This window comes from Actinophytocola sp., assembly GCF_036378875.1.
GTDB lineage: Bacteria > Actinomycetota > Actinomycetes > Mycobacteriales > Pseudonocardiaceae > Actinophytocola.
In genome coordinates this window covers 18,472-38,236 of record NZ_DASUVO010000045.1, presented here as the reverse complement: position 1 = coordinate 38,236, position 19,765 = coordinate 18,472, and the positions used below count along the sequence as shown (strand labels likewise).

Below are 19,765 nucleotides of genomic sequence, written 5' to 3'. Positions count from 1 at the left end.
CAACCACGTGATCACCGTGCAGGGCGTCGTGGACCGGGTCGGCCCGACGCTCCTGCACACCCGCTTCGCAGGCGAGGGCGGGCACGTCGCCGACGTGGTGATCGCCGAACCGGGCCGGCACGACCCGATCGGTGCCGGGGACCTGGTGCTCGGGGTCGGCCTTCATGCCACGAAGGACGCCGCCGAGCTGGTCAGGTACTGCGGCGGCGAGGGCGCGGCCGCGGTACTGCTCAAGCCGCCGCTTCCGGTGCGGGCCGCGGTCCGCTCGGCCGCGCAGGCGCATGGAACGGCACTGATCGAGGTGAACGCGGCCGCCTCGTGGGCACAGATCGTGCTGCTGCTGCGGTCGGTGCTCGACGCGGCGGCCGACGAGTCCGACGACCGCCACGGTGGCGAGCCGGGTCTCGGTGACCTGTTCCGGCTGGCCGACGCGGCGGCCGCGGTGATCGACGCGCCGGTGACCATCGAGGACGCGAACTCCCGGGTGCTCGCGTACTCGGCGCGGCAGGACCGCACCGACCCGGCCAGGGTCTCGACGATCATGGGCCGGCGCGTGCCGGACGACGTGCTGGCGCGCTTCCGGTCCCGCGGCGTGTTCCGTGAGCTTTCCCGCGGCCGCACCACGATCTTCGTGCCGAAGCAGAAGGACGGGACGCTGCCGCGTCTGATCGTGCCGATCCGGATGGGTGGCGAGCTGCTCGGCTCGATGTGGGCGGTCGTCGACGGTCCGGTGTCCGACGAGCGGGCCTCCGCGTTCGCCGCCACCGCGCCGGTGGTCGCGCTGCACCTGCTGCGCCGCCGTGCCACGGAGGACGCCGAGCGGCGCCGGTCCGCTGAGCTGGTCAGGGCGCTCCTGGAGGGCACCGGCAGCGTGCGCCTCGCGGCCGCCGAGCTGGATCTGCCCGACGAGCCGCACCGGGTGGTCGCCCTGGCCATCCGCACGCCGGACCCGCTCGGCGCGGAGGGCATGCGGCTCGCGCTGTGGGAGCGGATCACGGCCGGGGTCGGGCGCCGGCCGGCCGTGACCGACCTGCGGGACGTGCTGTACGCGGTGGTGCCGGACCGCAGCGGCTGGCCCGAGCTGCGCCGCGCCCTCGCGCGCGAGGAGGAACACCTGGCCGCGGCAGGCCCACCCGCGCCGGTGACCGAGCTGGCCGGTTCGCGCGCGCTCGCCGAGGAGCTGCTGAACCTGTTGCGCGCCGGGCTGGTCACGGGTCCGGTCGTCAGCCACGACGAGGCCTGGCCGGTGCTGGCGCTGCACCGGGCGGCGACGGCCGCGCTTTCCGCCGGTGCCACGGAGTTCGGCCCGCTCGCCGTGCTGCGCGAGCACGACGAGCGCAGCGGCACGTCCTATGTGGACACCCTGTACGAGTGGCTGCGGCACCCCGGCGACCCACGCGCCGCGAGCGCCGCGCTGCGGATCCACCCGAACACGTTGCGGTACCGGATGGCCAAGCTGGTCGAGTTGGCCGGTGTGGACCTCGACGACCCGAACACACGGCTCGCGCTGTTGGTCCAACTGACGGCGGTCCACTGGGCCTGACTGTGCTGTCAGCACTATCAAAGGCGCGAAGTCTGGTGGTCACGCCACGATGACACTTACTTATCGTTATCGCATTGTGGTGTTGGACACCCAGTTGGCCCAGTCGTGGAAGGACCGTCAGCCGTGAAGATCGCCGTTCCCCGGGAGATCAAGAACCACGAGTACCGGGTCGCGTTGACCCCCGCCGGCGCGCACGAGCTCACCGCGCACGGGCACGACGTGTTCGTCGAGGCCGGGGCCGGACTCGGGTCGGCCATCACGGACGAGGAGTACCTCGCCGCCGGCGCGAAGGTCCTGGCCACCGCCGAGGAGGTGTGGGCCGAGGGCGAGCTGGTGCTGAAGGTCAAGGAGCCGATCGCCGCCGAGTACCCGCTGCTGCGGCGCGACCAGGTGCTGTTCACCTACCTGCACCTGGCGGCCGACGAGGCGCTGACGAAGGCGCTGCTCGCCGCGGGCACCACGGCCATCGCGTACGAGACGGTCCAGACGGCGAACGGCGCGCTGCCGCTGCTCGCCCCGATGTCGGAGGTCGCTGGCCGGCTCGCGCCCCAGGTGGGGGCGTACGCGCTGATGAAGCCGTCCGGTGGTCGGGGCGTGCTGCCCGGCGGCGTGCCGGGCGTGGCACCGGCGCGCGTTGTGGTGATCGGCGGTGGCGTCGCGGGCCTGAACGCCGCGACGATCGCGGCCGGCATGGGCGCGGATGTGCAGGTGCTGGACACCAACGTGGACCGCCTGCGGCAGATCGACGCCCAGTTCCGCGGCCAGCTGAAGACGGTGACGTCCAACCGCTACGCGATCGAGCAGGCCGCGAAAGATGCGGACCTGGTGATCGGCGCGGTGCTGGTGCCGGGCGCACGAGCACCGAAACTGATCACCAACGAACTGGTGGCGGACATGAGGCCGGGTTCTGTGTTGGTCGACATCGCGATCGACCAGGGCGGCTGTTTCGAGGACTCCCACCCGACAACCCACGCCGAGCCGACCTACGAGGTACACAACTCGGTCTTCTACTGCGTGGCGAACATGCCGGGCGCGGTCCCGAGGACCTCGACGTACGCGCTGACGAACGTGACGCTGCCCTACGCACAGGCGCTGGCAGCCAAGGACTGGCAGGCCGCACTGCGGGCGGACGCGGCACTGGCCAAGGGCCTGAACACCCACGCGGGCACCCTCACGAATGCCCCAGTGGCAAAGGCCCACAACTTGTCACACACCCCGTTGACCGAATTGGTCAACTAATCAACATACGCACGAAAAGCAGCAACCAGACGGCACGGAGAAATCGCCACCAGCGAGTTGCACAAACAGACACCCTGTCGCAAATTAGTGGCAGTGGCGCACCACACATCCGTGAACACAATGAACACAAGGACAGATCACTAAACCATCACCCAGCCCCCAACTGAGGGAGCGCTCCCAGAGCCAAAGGCCAGACCCAAAGGCGACGCGGGAGGACACGAGCGGATGCCCCAAGGGGCACCCGCAAGGGCGTGGGAGCGTGCCGCAAGAGCGCGCGAGGGCACCCTATGTGCGTTGGAACGCAAACCACCAAGAGCACCGGAAGCCAACCACGCTGGGTCAGGAACCAACCGTCACCCGGGGGTCTGGGGGGTGGCCCCCAGAACAAACAAGGACACCGGGAAGGTGGCCAGGGACACCGAACAAGGGCTCGAGGGCGGCCCGCTCAACCAGCCTGGGGGTCACTGGGAGCGGGCCGCCATGTGCAGTTTAAGCGCATAAGCCTTCGAGTGGTGCAATCGGGGGTGGGTGAGTCGTAATCGTTCTCGATTCGGGGCACAGCCGCTTCACAGGTTCACCCCTGGCGACCGCCGCCGGACATAGGGCGACTAGTCGGCGACCTCAACGCTCGATCGAGTGAGAATCCAGGCAATGGAGTGAAGTCGGTCGTTACCACTTCGGTGGGCCGAATCGCCGACCGATGCCGTATCGGTGACTGAACCACGCTGGTCCGTACGTTGCATCGATCCGTTCGGTCGGGATCGGGCGCTGATGGTGCTGGTCGAAAACGAGAGAGTCGTGCTCGTCCCCCCACCCGGCGCGGCCGCGGTGCTGTCCGCGCAGCAGGCCAGGGGGTTGGGACGAGCGCTCGACCAGGCCGCCGTCCGCACCACCGACCACGAACACCGGCAGGTGGGGTGATCGCCATGACCTCTGCGATGGACGACACCCGCCGTGCCGTGCTGAACCATCTGGCCGCGGTCGACCAGGTCGCCGGCCAGGACGACCCCGCGAAGCTGCTCCCGTTCGCCCGCACCGAACTGTGCCATCTCGCCGAGAGCTGGCGCCGGCTCCTCACCGCCCACCGCCCCGACCCGGACGGCCGCTGCGCGGGGTGCCGCACCGGCATGTGGGCGCGCCGCTGGCCGTGCCAGGTCTGGCGTTCCGCCCACGAGCAGCTGATCGGCGAGGGTGTGCCACACCGTCGCCGCACGCACCCGTTGCGTAACCCTTTCTCTCGGGTGAGCACCCGTTAGGACAGTTCGGCACAACTCCGATACCGCCATGCGGCAAGATGGCCCGCACGCAACCCGCAGGGCGGAGCATGGAGGGGCACGTGCAGGACGGCAGCGGCCGCATCGTGGTGCAGAACCTGACCAAGCATTTCGGTCAGGTAGCCGCGGTACAGAACCTCAGTTTCCATGTGGAGCCAGGCTCGGTCACCGGCTTCCTGGGACCCAACGGCTCAGGCAAGACCACCACCCTTCGTATGTTGCTGGGTCTGGTGACACCGACGTCTGGCCACGCGACGATCAACGGTCAGCCCTTCGCTCGTCTCGGCAACCCGGGCAGAATCGTCGGCGGGGTGCTGGAGGCGCAGGGCTTCCACCCCGGCAGGACGGCTCGCGACCACCTTCGGGTGTACGGGGCCGCGATCGGCGTGCCAGACCAGAGAGCCGACGAGGTGCTGAACCTGGTCGGTCTCGGCACGGCGGGCAACCGCGCGGCTGGCGGCTTCTCGCTCGGCATGAAGCAACGCCTCGCGCTCGCGACGGCTCTGCTCGGCGACCCGCAGGTGCTGGTGCTGGACGAGCCGGCGAACGGACTCGACCCGGAGGGCATCGCCTGGCTGCGTACCTTCCTGAAGGCGTTCGCGTCGAGCGGCCGCACGGTGCTGATCTCGAGCCACCTGCTGGCCGAGGTCGAGCAGACCATCGACCAGGTCGTGATCATCAGCCGGGGCCAGACGATGTACTACGGCCCGCTGGACGACCTGAGGAAGCAGCAGCAGAGCCGCGTCCTCGTGCAGCCGGCCGATCCGCAGAAGCTCGTTGCCGCGTTGCAGGAGAACCAGTTCACCAACGTGTCCCCGACCCCGGACGGCAAGCTCGCGGTGGTCGGCGCGACGCTGCAGCAGGTCGGCGACATCGCGGCGAAGGCGGGCGTCGCGCTCTACGGCGTGCACGAGGAGCGGGCCGACCTCGAGCAGTTGTTCTTCCGGCTGACCAGCGGCCAGTACACGGGCCAGTCCCCGTACGGCGCGCCGCCTCCCGGTTGGGGCGCGCCGCAACAGGGCTATCAGCAGCCTCCGCAGCAGGGCTACGCGCCGGGCACCCCGCCAGAGGGCTACCAGCAGGTCCCGCCGGCTGGCTACCAGCAGGCCCCGCAGCCCGGCTACCCGCAGCCCGGCGGCTACCCGTCCACACCGGACGGTTTCCAGCAGCCGGGCACCCCGCCTGGCGGCTACCAACAGCCGGCGCCGGGCGGTTACCCGCAGGCCGCGCCGGGGGGTTACCAGCAGCAGCCGACGGGTGCGCCGCAGGGCTACGCGCCCGGTGGCCAGCAGGCGCCCAATCCGTACGCCCCGCCGCAGCAGGGCTGGGGCCAGCAGCCGAGCGGTCCGCAACCCGTGCAACAACCACCCCAGGACCCACCACCACCTGGTGAACACACGAACCCGGGCGGAGGTGCCAACTGATGGGCCTGCTGATCAAGGCGGAGTTCCGCAAGATCCTCACCACCAAGATGTGGTGGGCGATGATGATCCCCGCGCTGCTGCTCGCGTTCGGCTGGGCGTGGGGTGTCGCGGCGCTGACCAACTCGATCGTCAGCGACGTCTCGGACGTGGACATCATCGAGGAGTTCAACATCTCCTTCGACGACCTGTCCTGGTCGGTGATCGCGCTGACGCGCAGCATGAACATCGCGACGATCTTCCCGATGATCTTCGGGACGCTGGCGCTGGCCAGTGAGATCAGCCGCAAGACGATCACGACGAGCTTCCTGACGGCCCCGAACCGCGGCCTGCTGCTGTCCGCGAAGGCCGTCACGTACGTGATCTGGGGCCTGCTGTTCGGCGTCGTGATCGCCATCGGCGCGAGCATCGGCACCGCGGTCGGGTCGGAGAGCTCCTACCTGCCCGACGCGGGTCAGTGGCTGATGATCCTGCTGTCCGGCATCCTCGGCTGTCTGCTGTGGACACTGCTCGGACTCGGCCTCGGCGCGCTGATGGGCTCGCCGGTCGGCGCGCTGGTGATCCTGCTGATCTACTCGCTGCTCGTCGGCCCGCTCGGCGACATCGTGCTCACCGCCGTCACCGAGGGCTCCTACCTGGCCGGCTTCCTGCCGAACGGCTCGGCGAACGGCCTGACGGGCTCGACCGCGAGCCAGGTGCTGGCGACACAGGTGATCGACCTGATCACGAACGCGGGCGGCGTCGTCGACACCGACGGCCGCGAGCAGTTCGAGCAGGTCGTCCGCGCCATCGCGGGCGCGCCGGGCGCCCTGGCGCTGTGGCTGTCCGGCCTGATCTTCCTGGGCTGGACCGCGCTGTTCTTCGTCTTCGGCATCCTGCGCAACCGCACCCGCGACATCACCTGATCGAGCGAACTTGAAAGCGGGGCCGGCCCAGTAGGACCGGCCCCGCCGCATTTCCGCAGGTCGCCCCGCGTGTCCAACCGAACAGCCCCGCGTGTCCAACGCTCAGAACACGCGAGTTCAACACAACAGACTCGCGAGTCTCGCGTTCGGCCCCTGCGAGTCGCGTTTTCGGGAACGGCCCCGGCGCTCGGGCGGCCGGGGCTGTCGGTGGGCGCGCCTAATGTGGGTGGCGTGTCGAAGTCCTCCCCCGGCTGGGTCCGTCGGTTGAGTGCCGCGTGTTGGCGGCACCGCCGGCTGGTCGTGCTGTCCGTCGCCTCCTCGGTGATCGGTGTCGGCTTCCAGGCCGCGGGTCCGGTGCTGGTCAAGCTCGTCGTCGACGACGCGGTGGCCGGCACGACGACCCGCATCGCCTGGCTGGTCGCCGCGCTGGTGCTGATGGAGCTGTCCACGTTCGCGACCGCGTTCGTGCGCCGCTACCTCGGCGGCCGGCTCGCCCTTGACGTGCAGCACGACCTGCGCCAGCAGGTGTTCGCCGCGGTGCAGCGGCTCGACGGGGCCAAACAGGACGTGCTGCGGACCGGCCAGGTGGTGTCCCGGTCGATCACGGACCTGCAGGTCGTGCAGGGCCTGCTGATGATGGTGCCGCTGTCGGTCGGCACGGTCGTATTCGCGCTGGCCGCGTTCGGCGCGATGCTGTGGCTGTCCCCCATGCTGACGCTGGTCGCGCTGGTCATCGTGCCGGTCGTCGCCGTCGTGGCGGCCCGCAGTCGCCGCGTGCTGTTCCCCGCCTCGTGGTCGGCGCAGCAGCGGGCGGCCGACCTCGCGCAGCACGTCGAGGAGACGGTCACCGGCATCCGCGTGGTCAAGGGGTTCGGCCAGGAGATGCGCGAGATCAAGCGCCTTGACCGAGCGGCACGCACGCTGTTCGGCGAGCGGATGCGCACGGCCGCGCTGACCTCCCGGCCGGCCGCGACGCTCGTGGCCATGCCGGCGGCGGGTCAGGTCGCGGTGCTCGCGCTCGGCGGGTTCATGGCCATGAACGGGCAGGTCACGCTGGGCACGTTCCTCGCGTTCGCGAGCTACGTGGCCAACCTGGTCGGCCCGACCCGGCTGCTCTCGAGCCTGCTGGTCAACGTGCAGCTGGCCAGGGCCGGGGTCGAGCGGGTGTACGAGCTGATCGACTCGCACCCGACGGTCGTGGACGCGCCGGACGCGGTGGACGTGCCCTCGGGTCCGGCGGGTGTGCGGCTCGACGGCGTGAGCTTCGGCTACACCCGCAGCGAGCCGGTGCTGAAGGGCGTCTCGTTCGAGGTGGGGCCGGGCGAGACACTCGCGCTGGTCGGCACGGCCGGCTCCGGCAAGTCCACGGTGTCGCTGCTGCTACCCCGCTTCTACGACGTGCACGATGGCGCGATCTCGGTGGCGGGTGTAGACATCCGGAAGCTGAAGCTCGCGTCGCTGCGCGGCACGGTCGGGGTGGTGTTCGAGGAGGCGTTCCTCTTCTCCGACTCCGTGCGGGCCAACATCGCCTACGGCCGGCCGGACGCGACCGACGAGGAGATCCGGGCGGCGGCGCGGGCCGCGCAGGCGGACGCGTTCATCAGCGAACTACCGGACGGCTACGACACGGTGGTCGGCGAGCGCGGGCTCACCCTGTCCGGCGGGCAGCGGCAGCGGGTGGCGCTCGCGCGGGCACTGCTGTCGGACCCCCGCGTGCTGGTGCTCGACGACGCCACGTCCGCGGTCGACACGGCTACCGAAGCCGCGATCCACGACACGCTGCGGGCCGTCACCCAGGACCGCACGACGTTGCTGATCGCGCACCGAAGGTCGACGCTCGCGCTTGCCGACCGGATCGCGGTGCTCGACCGTGGCACGGTCGTCGACATCGGCACGCACGCCGAGCTGACGGCGCGCTGCGAGCTGTACCGGTCGCTGCTCGCCGGTCCTGGTGAGGCCATCGAGGACGCGACCCGCCGCCAGGACGCCGAGTCGCTGGTGCCCGGCCCCGAAGGGTGGACGCCGGAGCTGTGGCCGGCCGAGGTCACGGACGACGGCGTCATCACCAGCACCTCGGTCCAACCGGCCGTCACGTCACGCCGCGCGGGTACCGGCGGCCCCATGACCGGTGCGCTGGCCGCGACACCGCCCACACCGGAGCTGATGGCGCGGGTGGCCGCGCTGCCACCGGCGACGGAGCAGCCGGTGCTCCGCGGCGAGGACCCGACCGCGCCCGACCCGGGTTTCCGATTACGGCGTCTGCTGAAACCGGTGCGGGCCATGCTGCTCGTGGTGGCCGGGCTGGTGATCGCCGACGCGGTGTTCACGATGGCGCTGCCGATGTTGATCCAGCAGGGCGTCGACAAGGGTGTGGTCACCGGCAACTCGACCGCGCTGTGGGTGGCCACGGCCGTGGCGGCGGTGCTGGTGGTGCTGAGCTTCGCGGACAACGCGTTGAACACGGTGCTGACCGCGCGGGTCGGTGAGCGGCTGCTGTACCTGCTGCGGGTGCGCAGCTACGCCCACCTGCAGCGGCTCGGGCTCGACTACTTCGAGCGCGAGATGGCCGGCCGGATCATGACGAGGATGACGACGGACGTGGACGCGCTGTCGACGTTCCTGCAGACGGGGCTGACGAGCGCGCTCGCGAGCGTGCTGACGGTCCTCGCGATCACGGTCGCGCTGGTGATCACCGATCCGGGCCTCGCGCTGGTGGCGCTCGCGGCGTTGCCGGTGCTGGTCGTGGCCACGGTGATCTTCCAGCGGCTGTCGACGGTCGCGTACACGCAGGCACGTGAGCAGGTCAGCGCCGTGAACGCGGACATGCAGGAGAACGTGTCCGGGCTGCGGGTCGCGCAGGCCTTCACGCGGGAGGAGCACTCGGCGCGGGAGTTCGCGGAGCGCAGCGACACCTACCGGCGCACCCGGCTGCGGGCCCAGCGGTACGTGGCGACGTACTTCCCGTTCGTCGCGTTGCTGGCCGGGCTGGCGCAGGCGGCCGTGCTGGTGGTGGGCGCGCGGCGGGTCGCGGCCGGTGAGCTGCCGGTCGGCGTGCTGCTGGCGTTCATGCTGTACCTGAACCTGTTCTTCGCTCCGGTGCAGCAGCTGTCCGGCGTGTTCGACGGCTACCAGCAGGCGCGGGTCGGTCTACGGCGGATCGCGGACCTGCTGCGCACGCCCAGCTCCGTCGCGCCGCCGGACGATCCCGTGCCGGTGCCGGAACGGTTGTCCGGAGCGGTGGAGCTGCGGGACGTCTCGTTCTCCTACCCGGGCACGGACCGGCCCGCCGTGCGGGACCTGAACCTGCGGGTCGCGCCGGGCGAGACGGTCGCGCTGGTGGGTGCCACGGGTGCTGGCAAGTCGACGGTGGTGAAGCTGGTCGCCCGGTTCTACGACCCGACCGCCGGTCAGGTGCTGGTCGACGGGGTGGACCTGCGGGACTACGACCCGTCGGAATACCGGAGACGGCTGGGTGTCGTGCCGCAGGAGGCGCATCTGTTCAGTGGCGACGTGGCCAGCAACGTCGGCTACGGGGGCGCGTCCAACGGCGTGAACGGGGACCGGGCGGCGGTCGAGTCGGCCGTGCGCTCGGTCGGGGCCCTGCCGATGGTCGCGGATTTGCCATCCGGCTTCCGGCAGCAGGTGGGCGAGCGCGGGCAGGGCCTGTCGGCCGGGCAGCGGCAGCTGATCGCGCTGGCGCGGGCGGAGCTGGCGCGACCGGACGTGCTGCTGCTGGACGAGGCGACGGCGGCACTGGACCCGGCGACGGAGTCGGTGGTGCTGGCGGCGAGCGAACGGCTGGCCGCGCCGAGGACGACGTTCGTGGTGGCGCACCGGCTGGCGACGGCCGCGCGGGCCGACCGCATCGTCGTTCTGGACGCGGGTCTGATCGTCGAGGAGGGCACGCATGAGGAGCTGCTGGCCGCGGACGGGCGCTACGCCCTGCTGTGGCGGCACGGCACCGCGGAGGACGGTGTTGATCAACGAGCCGAGGAGCCTGCCGGAGGGAAATGAGCCCTGACCACTCACCGCTGTGAACCGACCGTCCACCGATCGGCGCCTGGTCCGTTTCGGTTCGGACACCACGTGATGGCCGGTCGTCCCACGTCCCGGGACCAGCATGTGAGGGATTCACCACAGTCAACCTGGCCGAAAAGGACGAACAAGACGGCCGAACTTCAGTCGGACCGAATGCTGAACCGCTGGGAGACAATGCGAGTATCACTGTCAACAGCACCGGGGGGCGCATTCCATCACCTGCGTGACCTGCGGTCCTTCTCCCGAGTCGGCACCACGTCACTCGCGCGGGGGACTAGCCTGAGGGTGCAGTCAGTACCACTAACAGATCGAGATAGATAGAGGCGAGTGCCTGCCGTGTCCAGCAGCAGCCCTGCGTCGCAGTTCGGCCCCAATGAGTGGCTCGTAGAGGAGATGTACGAGCAGTTCCTCGCTGACCCGTCGTCAGTGGACTCAGCGTGGCATGACTTCTTCGCCGACTACAAGCCGACACAGCGCGTGGCGAACGAGGCCGCGGGCGACACGAAGAGCAACGCCACCGGGGCGAAGACCGCCACGGTGGCCAAGACCACAAAGTCGAGCACCCCGACTGCGCCCCCGGCTTCCGCGCAGAGCGAGCCGACCAACGGCCAGGCCAGGACGGCACCCAAGGCCGAGCCGAAGCCGGCCGCCGCCGCCGCGAAGCCCACCGAGAAGCCCGTGGCGAAGGCCGCGCCGGCACCGGCGAAGGCCGCGGCACCCGCGAAGCCCGCCCCGGCGAAGGTCGACGCGAAGCCGCCGGCGGCCGCGAAGAGCACCGGCGGCGAGGAGGTCAAGCAGCTGCGTGGCGCCTCCGCGGTGATCGCGAAGAACATGGACCTCTCGCTGACCATCCCGACCGCGACGAGCGTGCGGGCCGTGCCGGCGAAGCTCCTGTTCGACAACCGCATCGTGATCAACAATCACCTGAAGCGGACCCGTGGCGGCAAGGTGTCGTTCACGCACCTGATCGGCTACGCGATCATCCGCGCGCTGGCCGACTACCCGAACATGAACCGGCACTACACGCAGGTCAACGGCAAGCCGGCCATCGCGACGCCCGAGCACGTCAACCTGGGCCTCGCGATCGACCTGCCGGGCAAGGACGGCGCGCGCAACCTCGTGGTGGCGTCGATCAAGAGCTGCGAGGGCATGACCTTCACGCGGTTCTGGCAGGCCTACGAGGAGATGATCCGCAAGGCCCGCAACAGCTCGCTCACCGCGGACGACTTCGCGGGCACCACGATCTCCCTGACGAACCCGGGCACGATCGGCACCAACCACTCGATGCCCCGGTTCCCACCCGGTCAGGGCGCGATCGTGGGCGTCGGCGCCATGGAGTACCCGGCGCAGTACCAGGGCACGAGCGAGAAGACGCTGGTCGAGCTGGGCGTCAGCAAGATCATCACGCTGACCTCGACGTACGACCACCGCATCATCCAGGGCGCCGAGTCCGGCGAGTTCCTGCGCCGTGTGCACCAGTTGCTGCTGGGCGAGGACAACTTCTACGACGACATCTTCACGTCGCTGCGGCTGCCGTACGAGCCGGTCCGCTGGGTCGAGGACATCCCAGAGGGCGAGATCGACAAGACCACCCGCGTGATCGGTCTGATCGACACCTACCGCACCCGCGGCCACCTGATGTCCGATGTGGACCCGCTGAACTACCGCCAGCGCAAGCACGAGGACCTGGACATCCTGTCCCACGGCCTCACCCTGTGGGACCTGGACCGCGAGTTCCCCGTCGGCGGGTTCGCCGGCAAGAACCGCATGAAGCTGCGGGACATTCTCGGCGTACTGCGCGACAGCTACTGCCGCACGGTCGGTGTGGAGTACACCTACATCCTCGACCCGACCGAGCGCCGCTGGATCCAGGAGCGCGTCGAGGTCCGGCACGAGAAGCCGGCGCAGGCCGTACAGAAGTACATCCTGTCGAAGCTGAACGCGGCCGAGGCGTTCGAGACGTTCCTGCAGACCAAGTACGTCGGCCAGAAGCGGTTCTCGCTCGAGGGCGGCGAGTCGGTGATCGCGCTGCTGGACACGATCCTCGACAAGGCCGCCGAGTACGAGCTGGACGAGGTCGTCATCGGCATGCCGCACCGCGGCAGGCTGAACGTGCTCGCCAACATCGTCGGCAAGCCGATCTCCCAGATCTTCCAGGAGTTCGAGGGCAACCTCGACCCGGGCCAGGCGCACGGCTCCGGCGACGTGAAGTACCACCTCGGCGCCGAGGGCAAGTACTTCCGGATGTTCGGCGACGGCGAGACCAAGGTGACGCTGACCGCCAACCCGTCGCACCTGGAGACGGTCGACCCGGTGCTCGAGGGCATCGTCCGCGCCAAGCAGGACCTGCTGGACAAGGGCGGCTCCGACACCGGCGGCTTCACCGTCCTGCCGGTCGCGCTGCACGGCGACGCCGCGTTCGCCGGTCAGGGCGTGGTCGCGGAGACACTGAACCTGGCTCTGCTGCGCGGTTACCGCACCGGCGGCACCGTGCACGTGATCATCAACAACCAGGTCGGCTTCACGACCGCGCCGGAACACTCGCGCTCGTCGCAGTACGCGACCGACGTCGCGAAGATGATCCAGGCGCCGGTGTTCCACGTGAACGGCGACGACCCGGAGGCGTGCTACTGGGTCGCGCAGCTCGCGATGGACTACCGCCAGGCGTTCAACAAGGACGTCGTGATCGACATGGTCTGCTACCGGCGCCGCGGCCACAACGAGGGCGACGACCCTTCGATGACCCAGCCGGCGATGTACGACATCATCGACACGAAGCGCAGCGTCAGGAAGACCTACACCGAGGCCCTGATCGGCCGCGGCGACATCTCGGTCGACGAGGCCGAGAAGGCGCTGCGGGACTTCTCGTCGCAGCTGGAGCACGTCTTCAACGAGGTGCGTGAGCTGGAGAAGCACCCGGTCGCGCCGAGCCCGTCGGTGGAGTCGGAGCAGCAGGTCCCGGCGAAGCTGTCGACGAACATCAGCCACGAGGTGCTGGAGCGGATCGCCGACGCGCACATCAACCTGCCGAACGGCTTCACCCCGCACCCGAGGGTCAAGCCGGTGCTGGAGCGCCGCGCCAAGATGGCCCGCGAGGGCGGCATCGACTGGGCGTTCGGGGAGCTGCTGGCGTTCGGTTCGCTGAACCTGGAGGGCCACATGGTCCGCCTGGCCGGCCAGGACTCCCGCCGCGGCACGTTCGTGCAGCGGCACGCGGTGATCGTGGACCGCAAGTCCGGCAGGGAGTACGTGCCGCTGCAGAACCTCGGCGAGGGCCAGGGCAAGTTCCTGGCGTACGACTCGGCGCTGTCGGAGTACGCGGCACTCGGCTTCGAGTACGGCTACTCGGTCGCCAACCCGGACGCGCTCGTGTTGTGGGAGGCGCAGTTCGGCGACTTCGTGAACGGCGCGCAGTCGGTGATCGACGAGTACATCTCGTCCAGCGAGGCCAAGTGGGGCCAGCGTTCGGACGTGGTGGTGCTGCTGCCGCACGGCCACGAGGGCCAGGGCCCGGACCACACGTCGGGCCGCATCGAGCGCTGGCTGCAGCTGTGCGCGGAGGGTTCGATGACGGTGGCGGTCCCGTCGACGCCGGCGAACTACTTCCATCTGCTGCGCCGCCACGCGCTCGACGGCGTGCAGCGTCCGCTGGTGGTCTTCACTCCGAAGTCCATGCTGCGCAACAAGGCCGCGGTCAGCCAGGTCTCGGACTTCACCGAGGAGTCGAGGTTCAGCCCGATCCTGGACGACCCGGCGAACCCCGACCCGGCGAAGGTCCGCAAGCTGCTGCTGGTGTCCGGCAAGCTGTACTACGAGCTGGCCGCCGAGCGCGAGAACCGCGGCGGTGCCCCGGAAACCGCGATCGTCCGGATCGAGCAGCTGTACCCGGTCCCGGTGAAGCGGTTTGGCGCGATCCTCGAGAAGTACCCAAACGTGGACGAGGTCCGCTGGGTGCAGGAGGAGCCGGCGAACCAGGGCGCGTGGCCGTTCTACGGTCTGCACCTGCGGGAGCTGTACCCGGACCTGCCGAAGCTCGTCCGTGTGTCCCGCCGCGTGATGGCCGCCCCGTCGGCCGGCTCCGGCAAGGTCCACGAGGTGGAGCAGCGCGAGATCATCGAGAAGGCGTTCAGCTAGGCCATGTACTTCACCGACCGGGGCCTGGAAGAGCTCGAGAAACGACGAGGCGACGAGGAAGTCACGCTGGCCTGGCTGGCCGCGAAGATGCGTGACTTCGTCGACGCCAACCCGGAGTTCGAGAACGCGGTGGAACGCCTCGCGACGTACCTGGCAAGAGACGACGAAGACGACGAGTGACCTCGGGGCCCCACCGTTTGGTGTGGCCCCGACTCGTCGACGGGGTCGTCGAACGCGCTGTGGACAACTCAGACGCCGCCGACCGAAAATGTCGGTCCCCCATGAGAGGCTGGAAACCGGGGGCCGGAGGCCAGCCGGGCACCAGCTGGCAGTCCTACCAGGCGTAGGCCTCCGGGGCCGGCTTCGCGCCGTTGGGGCCGGGTGGCGGGAACAGCTCGTCCAGGCGGGCGAGGGTTTCCGTGTCGAGTTTGAGGTCCACCGCGCGGAGTGAGCCGTCCAGGTGGGCCTGTGTTCGTGGGCCGATGATCGGGCCCGTGACGCCTTCCTGGTGCAGGAGCCACGCGAGGGCGACGTCGGCCGGGTCCTCGCCGAGTTCGGCGGCCAGTTTCTCGTAGGCCTCGACGCGGTCGCGGTTCTTCTCCAGCGCCGCGGCCGCCTGGCCGCCGTTGGACCGGGACGCCGCGCCATCGCGCTGCTTGCGGATCACCCCGCCCAGCAGGCCGCCGTACAGGGGTGACCACGGGATGAGCCCGATGCCGTAGTGCCGTGCCGCCGGCAGGACCTCCAGCTCCACCCACCGCGATGCCAGGTTGTACAGCGACTGCTCGCTCACCAGCCCGAGGAAGTGCCTGGCCCGCGCGGCTTCCTGGGCCTGGGTGAGATGCCAGCCCGCGAAGTTCGACGAGCCGAAGTACAGCACCTTGCCCTGCTGCCGCAGCACCGAGAACGCCTCCCAGATCTCGTCCCACGGCGTGTTCCGGTCAACGTGGTGCATCTGGTACAGGTCAATGTAATCCGTCTGCAGCCGACGCAGCGAGGCGTCCGCCGCGCGGCGGATGTTCAGCGCTGACAGGCGGTTCTCGTTCGGCCAGTCGCCCATCGGGCCGTACAGCTTGGTGGCCAGTACCGTCTTCTCCCGGCGTCCGCCGCCGCTCGCGAACCACCGGCCGATGATCCGCTCGGTGATCCCCTCGCCCTTCTGCCAGCCGTAGGTGTTGGCGGTGTCGAAGAAGTTGATGCCGTGCTCGTGTGCGCGGTCCATGATCGCGTGACTGTCCTCTTCGGACGTCTCCGGACCGAAGTTCATGGTACCGAGCACGAGCCGGGAAACGGAGAGGCCGCTGCGGCCGAGCTGTGTGTACTCCATGGCCCCAACGTACGCCAGAATGAGCCCATGCCCGACGACGAGCACGACTGGATTCCGCTGGACGCGAACCCGCACGCGGACGACAAACGGGATGTCCTCGACCCGACCGGCGAGGACCTAAAGTTCCGCCGACTGATCTGGATCGGGCTGGTCGTCGGCCTGCTGACGACCGCGCTGGTGCTGTGGCTCGCGCTCTAGCACCCCCGCCCGCCACACCGCGTACGTCAACGGGACCCCCGGCCGGTACGCGAGGTGCGTGACCGACGGCGCGTCCAGCACGTGCACGTCCGCCCGCGCCCCCACCCGCAGCACGCCGACGTCGTCCCTGCGCAGTGCCCGCGCACCACCCCACGTCGCCGCGCGGACGGCCTCCTCGACCGACATCCGCATCTGCAGCACCGCCGTCGCCACGCAGTAGGCCATCGACGACGTGTACGACGAGCCCGGGTTGCAGTTGGTCGCGAGCGCGACCGTGGCGCCGTTGTCCAGCAGCTCCCGCGCGTTCGGCAGCGGTTGCCGCGTCGACAGGTCACAGGCCGGCAGCAGTGTCGCGACGGTGGCCGACCGCGCGAGAGCGTCCACATCGGACCGCGTCAGGTACGTGCAGTGGTCCACGCTGGCCGCGCCCAACTCCACGGCCAGCCGCACGCCGGGGCCGTAACCCAGCTGGTTGCCATGGACTCGAAGTCCCAGCCCGCGTGCCGCAGCGGCCGTCAACACCGCACGGGACTCGTCCTCGTCGAAGGCGCCCGTCTCGCAGAACACGTCCGCCCACCGCACGTACGGCGCCACGGCGTCGAGCATCTCGCCGCACACCAGGGCGACATAGTCCTCTGTGGACATCTCGGCGGGGACGAGATGGGCGCCGAGGAAGGTGACCTCGTCGGCGACCTCGGCCGCCAGCCGCGCCGACCGCAGTTCGTCCGCGACCGTCAGGCCGTATCCCGTCTTCGTCTCCACGCACGTGGTGCCCTGCGCAACCGCTTCGGCCACGTGTCGGCGCAGCACCGCGGACAACTGGCCGTCGGAGGCCGCCCTCGTCGCCGCCACGGTGACCGCGATCCCGCCCGCCGTGTAGGGCTGGCCCGCCATTCGGGCCGCGAACTCGGCGGTCCGGTCGCCCGCGAAAACCAGATGCGTGTGGCTGTCGACCCAGCCCGGCAGCACGGCACGGCCCTCGACGTCCATCGCTTGGTCCGCGGCGGGTGCCGATGACGCCGCCCCTACCCAGGCCACCCGGTCGCCGTCCACCACCAGTGCGGCGTCGGTCAACGCGGGCCCGTCGTTGGTGGTCAGCTCGCCGATCCCGGTGATGAGAGTGCTCACGACCACAGCTCCTCAATCGCGGCCTGCAGCAACCGGCCCACGTCGCCCAGTTGCTCGTGCTGCCCGTCGACCGCGACGACTCGGCCGCTCGACACGACGGTGTGCACGTCCGACGCCGTGGCCGCGAGCATCACCTGAGACGGGTGGCAGCCGGCGGTGCGCACGCTGTCCAGCCGCACGGCCACCAGGTCAGCAGGTGCGCCCTGCTGGATGACCCCCGCGTCCGGCCAGCCAAGTGCCGTGTTGCCAGCCGAGGTAAGCGCTGTCATCAGCTCCTCCGGAGTGAGCCGGCCGCGCTGCCCGGTGCGTAGGCGTTCGCCGTGTTCCAGTGCGCGTGCCTCCACCAGCGGGTCGACCACCGCGTGTTGGTCGCTGCCCAGCGACAGCGGCGAGCCCGCGTCCAGCAGCTCTCGGGCGGGCCCGATGCCGTCGGCGAGGTCCGCCTCGGTGGTCGGGCAGAAGCACGCGGCGGTCCGCGACGCGCCCAGTGCCTCTACGTCTGTCGTGGACAGATGGGTGGCGTGTACGGCGGTCGTGTTCGGCCCCAGCGCGCCCGAGTCGGCCAGTAGCTGGACCGGGGTGCGACCGTAGGCCACCAGGCAGGCCTCGTTCTCCGCCGGCTGCTCGGACACGTGGATGTGCAGCGGCCGGTCCTCTACAAGTGTGGAGATCTCGGCGATGGCCGGTGGCGGCACCGCGCGCACCGAGTGAATGGCCGCACCGACGCGCGTGAGCCCCCGGTCGGTTCTCGGCTGGGCCCGCGCGGCCCACGCCTCGACGCTGCCGTCGGAGAACCGTTGCTGCTCAGGCGAAAGCGGGGCGTCGATGCCGCCGGTCAGGTAACACGTGTCGAGCAGCGTCATCCGGATGCCTGCGGCCAGAGCGGCCTCCCGCAACGCCTCCCCCATCGCGTTTGGTTCGGCGTACCGGCCACCGCCCGGCGGATGGTGCAGGTAGTGGAACTCACCGACGACGGTCACGCCGGCGACGGCCATCTCGGCGTACACGGCGGTCGCCAGTCGCAGGTAGCTATCCGGGTCCAGGCGGGACGCCAGCTCGTACATGCCGCGCCGCCACGTCCAGAACGTGCCGCCGTCGGCGTGGGTGCGGCCACGCAACGCGCGGTGGAACGCGTGTGAGTGCACGTTCGCGAACCCGGGGAACACCACGCCACGCAACACGTGCGCACCGGCGGGCGGAGAGTCCGATGTGGACGTCACGGCGGCGATCCGGCCGTCGTCGACGTCGACCAGCGCGCCATCGCCCAGGCCCGATGGCAGCCACGCGTACTCGCACCAGTACGCGGTCATCCGGCGAGGTGTCCCAACACGGCGGCGAGCGCGTCGGCGCCGGTCTCGCAGTCGGCCGGCTCCGCGTACTCCTCCGGAGCGTGGGACACGCCGGTCGGGTTGCGCACGAACAGCATCGCGGTCGGCACGTGTGCGGCCAGGATCCCGGCGTCGTGCCCGGCGCCCGTGGGCAGGGTCGGCACACCGCCGAGCAGACCCACGAGCCGGTCCCGCAGGCCGGTGTCGAAGTGGACGGTGTCGCCGTAGGACTCCTCGGTGACGGTCAGCTCGCACCCCTCACGCGCGACGGCTTCCGCCGCCATCTCCCGGATCCGGTCGAGCACCCGGCGCGTGCGTGCGTCGTCGGGCGCTCGCGCGTCCAGCCACACGTCCACAGCGGACGCGATCACGTTGGTACCGCCGGGAGTGGGCACCAGCCGGCCGACCGTCGCGCGTGCGTCGTCCACTTCGGACGCCGCGATCCGGGCCGCCAGCACCATTTCCGCCGCGGGCACCATCGGGTCGTGCCGGTCGCCGAGCAGTGTCGCCCCGGCGTGGTTGCCCTCACCGGTGAACCGGAACCGCCACCGGCCGTGCGCGAGGATCGAGTCGGCCACGGCGATCGGCATGCCGAGGTCGATCAGGCCACGCCCCTGTTCCACGTGCAGCTCGACGAACGTCCCGATGGCCGACAGCGCCTCGTCGTCGCGGCCGAGCCGTGCGGGGTCGAGACCGGCCTCCGCCACGGCCTCGGCCAGCGTCACGCCGTCGGGATCACGCAGCCGCCGCGCCACATCCGCGTCGACGGCGCCGGACAGCAGCCGCGACCCGAGGCACGGCACGCCGAACCGGCCGCCCTCCTCCTCGGCGAACACGACGATGGCGAGCGGCTTGGTCGGCGTGAAACCGTGCTCCCGCAAGGTGTCCACAGCGGACAGTGCGGACACCACGCCGAGCGGTCCGTCGAACGCGCCACCGCCGGGCACGGAGTCGAGATGGCTGCCGGTGACGATCGCATCCGGGCCCGGCTGACCCCACCACGCCCACAGGTTGCCGTTACGGTCAGTGCGAACGGCCAGGCCACGCCGCTCGGCCTCGGCGACGAACCACTCCCGCAGCTCCAGCTCCGCCCGATCGAACCCGTGGCGCGAGTACCCGCCGCGCTTCGGATCCCGGCCGACACCCTCGATGCCCGCGAGTAACTGTGTGACACTCACCGCCCGACCCTCACTCTGAAGTGGCCGGTGTCCTGAAAGTGCCCTTCAGGCG

At 70.3% G+C, this 19,765-nt stretch carries 14 protein-coding genes; 10 read left to right on the top strand and 4 right to left on the bottom strand.

Annotated features, from left to right (window positions below; genetic code table 11):
- The first annotated feature begins 7 nt into the window (after positions 1-7).
- The 9 genes from VF106_RS11780 (at position 8) to VF106_RS11740 (ending at position 14,734) form a co-directional block, all read left to right on the top strand.
- Positions 8-1,543, top strand: a complete 1,536-nt coding sequence (locus VF106_RS11780) for a PucR family transcriptional regulator (protein ID WP_330839682.1) — start codon at positions 8-10, stop codon at positions 1,541-1,543.
- A gap of 123 nt (positions 1,544-1,666) precedes the next feature.
- Positions 1,667-2,782 carry an alanine dehydrogenase gene (gene ald / locus VF106_RS11775; RefSeq protein WP_330839681.1) on the top strand — a complete coding sequence of 372 codons (1,116 nt, stop codon included), beginning with the start codon at positions 1,667-1,669 and terminating at the stop codon, positions 2,780-2,782.
- Between the two features lie 798 nt (positions 2,783-3,580).
- Positions 3,581-3,703 carry a hypothetical protein gene (locus VF106_RS11770; protein ID WP_330839680.1) on the top strand — a complete coding sequence of 41 codons (123 nt, stop codon included), beginning with the start codon at positions 3,581-3,583 and terminating at the stop codon, positions 3,701-3,703.
- Between the two features lie 5 nt (positions 3,704-3,708).
- Positions 3,709-4,038 (top strand): hypothetical protein, encoded by a 330-nt coding sequence (locus VF106_RS11765; RefSeq protein ID WP_330839679.1) that lies wholly within the window; start codon positions 3,709-3,711, stop codon positions 4,036-4,038.
- An 80-nt stretch (positions 4,039-4,118) separates the two neighbouring features.
- The gene (locus VF106_RS11760) at positions 4,119-5,480 is read left to right on the top strand and encodes an ABC transporter ATP-binding protein (protein ID WP_330839678.1); all 1,362 of its coding nucleotides are present in this window, start codon (positions 4,119-4,121) and stop codon (positions 5,478-5,480) included.
- Positions 5,480-6,382 (top strand): hypothetical protein, encoded by a 903-nt coding sequence (locus tag VF106_RS11755; RefSeq protein ID WP_330839677.1) that lies wholly within the window; start codon positions 5,480-5,482, stop codon positions 6,380-6,382. Before VF106_RS11760 ends, VF106_RS11755 begins: the two co-directional genes overlap by 1 nt.
- A 222-nt stretch (positions 6,383-6,604) precedes the next feature.
- Positions 6,605-10,396: an ABC transporter ATP-binding protein gene (locus VF106_RS11750; protein ID WP_330839813.1), complete on the top strand. Its 3,792-nt coding sequence runs from the start codon at positions 6,605-6,607 to the stop codon at positions 10,394-10,396.
- Positions 10,397-10,756: 360 nt separating this feature from the next.
- Positions 10,757-14,554 (top strand): multifunctional oxoglutarate decarboxylase/oxoglutarate dehydrogenase thiamine pyrophosphate-binding subunit/dihydrolipoyllysine-residue succinyltransferase subunit, encoded by a 3,798-nt coding sequence (locus VF106_RS11745; protein WP_330839676.1) that lies wholly within the window; start codon positions 10,757-10,759, stop codon positions 14,552-14,554.
- Between the two features lie 3 nt (positions 14,555-14,557).
- The gene (locus VF106_RS11740) at positions 14,558-14,734 is read left to right on the top strand and encodes a DUF6104 family protein (RefSeq protein WP_330839675.1); all 177 of its coding nucleotides are present in this window, start codon (positions 14,558-14,560) and stop codon (positions 14,732-14,734) included.
- 154 nt (positions 14,735-14,888) lie between these two features.
- On the opposite strand, the gene VF106_RS11735 is transcribed toward VF106_RS11740, so the two are convergent.
- Positions 14,889-15,881 carry an aldo/keto reductase gene (locus tag VF106_RS11735; protein WP_330839674.1) on the bottom strand — a complete coding sequence of 331 codons (993 nt, stop codon included), beginning with the start codon at positions 15,879-15,881 and terminating at the stop codon, positions 14,889-14,891.
- Positions 15,882-15,908: 27 nt separating this feature from the next.
- On the opposite strand from VF106_RS11735, the gene VF106_RS11730 reads away from it, so the two are divergent.
- On the top strand, positions 15,909-16,079 hold the full coding sequence (locus VF106_RS11730; RefSeq protein WP_330839673.1) for a hypothetical protein: 171 nt from the start codon (positions 15,909-15,911) through the stop codon (positions 16,077-16,079).
- On the opposite strand, the gene hutI is transcribed toward VF106_RS11730, so the two are convergent.
- Genes hutI through VF106_RS11715 form a run of 3 tightly spaced genes read right to left on the bottom strand, consistent with a single transcriptional unit; the run spans position 15,999 to position 19,713 of the window.
- A complete protein-coding gene (gene hutI / locus VF106_RS11725) occupies positions 15,999-17,213 on the bottom strand; it encodes an imidazolonepropionase (RefSeq protein WP_330839672.1) in 1,215 nt (404 codons plus the stop codon). The genes VF106_RS11730 and hutI overlap by 81 nt on opposite strands.
- Positions 17,204-18,517 carry a formimidoylglutamate deiminase gene (locus VF106_RS11720; RefSeq protein ID WP_330839671.1) on the bottom strand — a complete coding sequence of 438 codons (1,314 nt, stop codon included), beginning with the start codon at positions 18,515-18,517 and terminating at the stop codon, positions 17,204-17,206. The genes hutI and VF106_RS11720 overlap by 10 nt, the downstream gene beginning before the upstream one ends.
- Positions 18,514-19,713, bottom strand: a complete 1,200-nt coding sequence (locus tag VF106_RS11715) for an allantoate amidohydrolase (protein WP_330839670.1) — start codon at positions 19,711-19,713, stop codon at positions 18,514-18,516. The genes VF106_RS11720 and VF106_RS11715 overlap by 4 nt, the downstream gene beginning before the upstream one ends.
- Positions 19,714-19,765 lie beyond the last annotated feature (52 nt).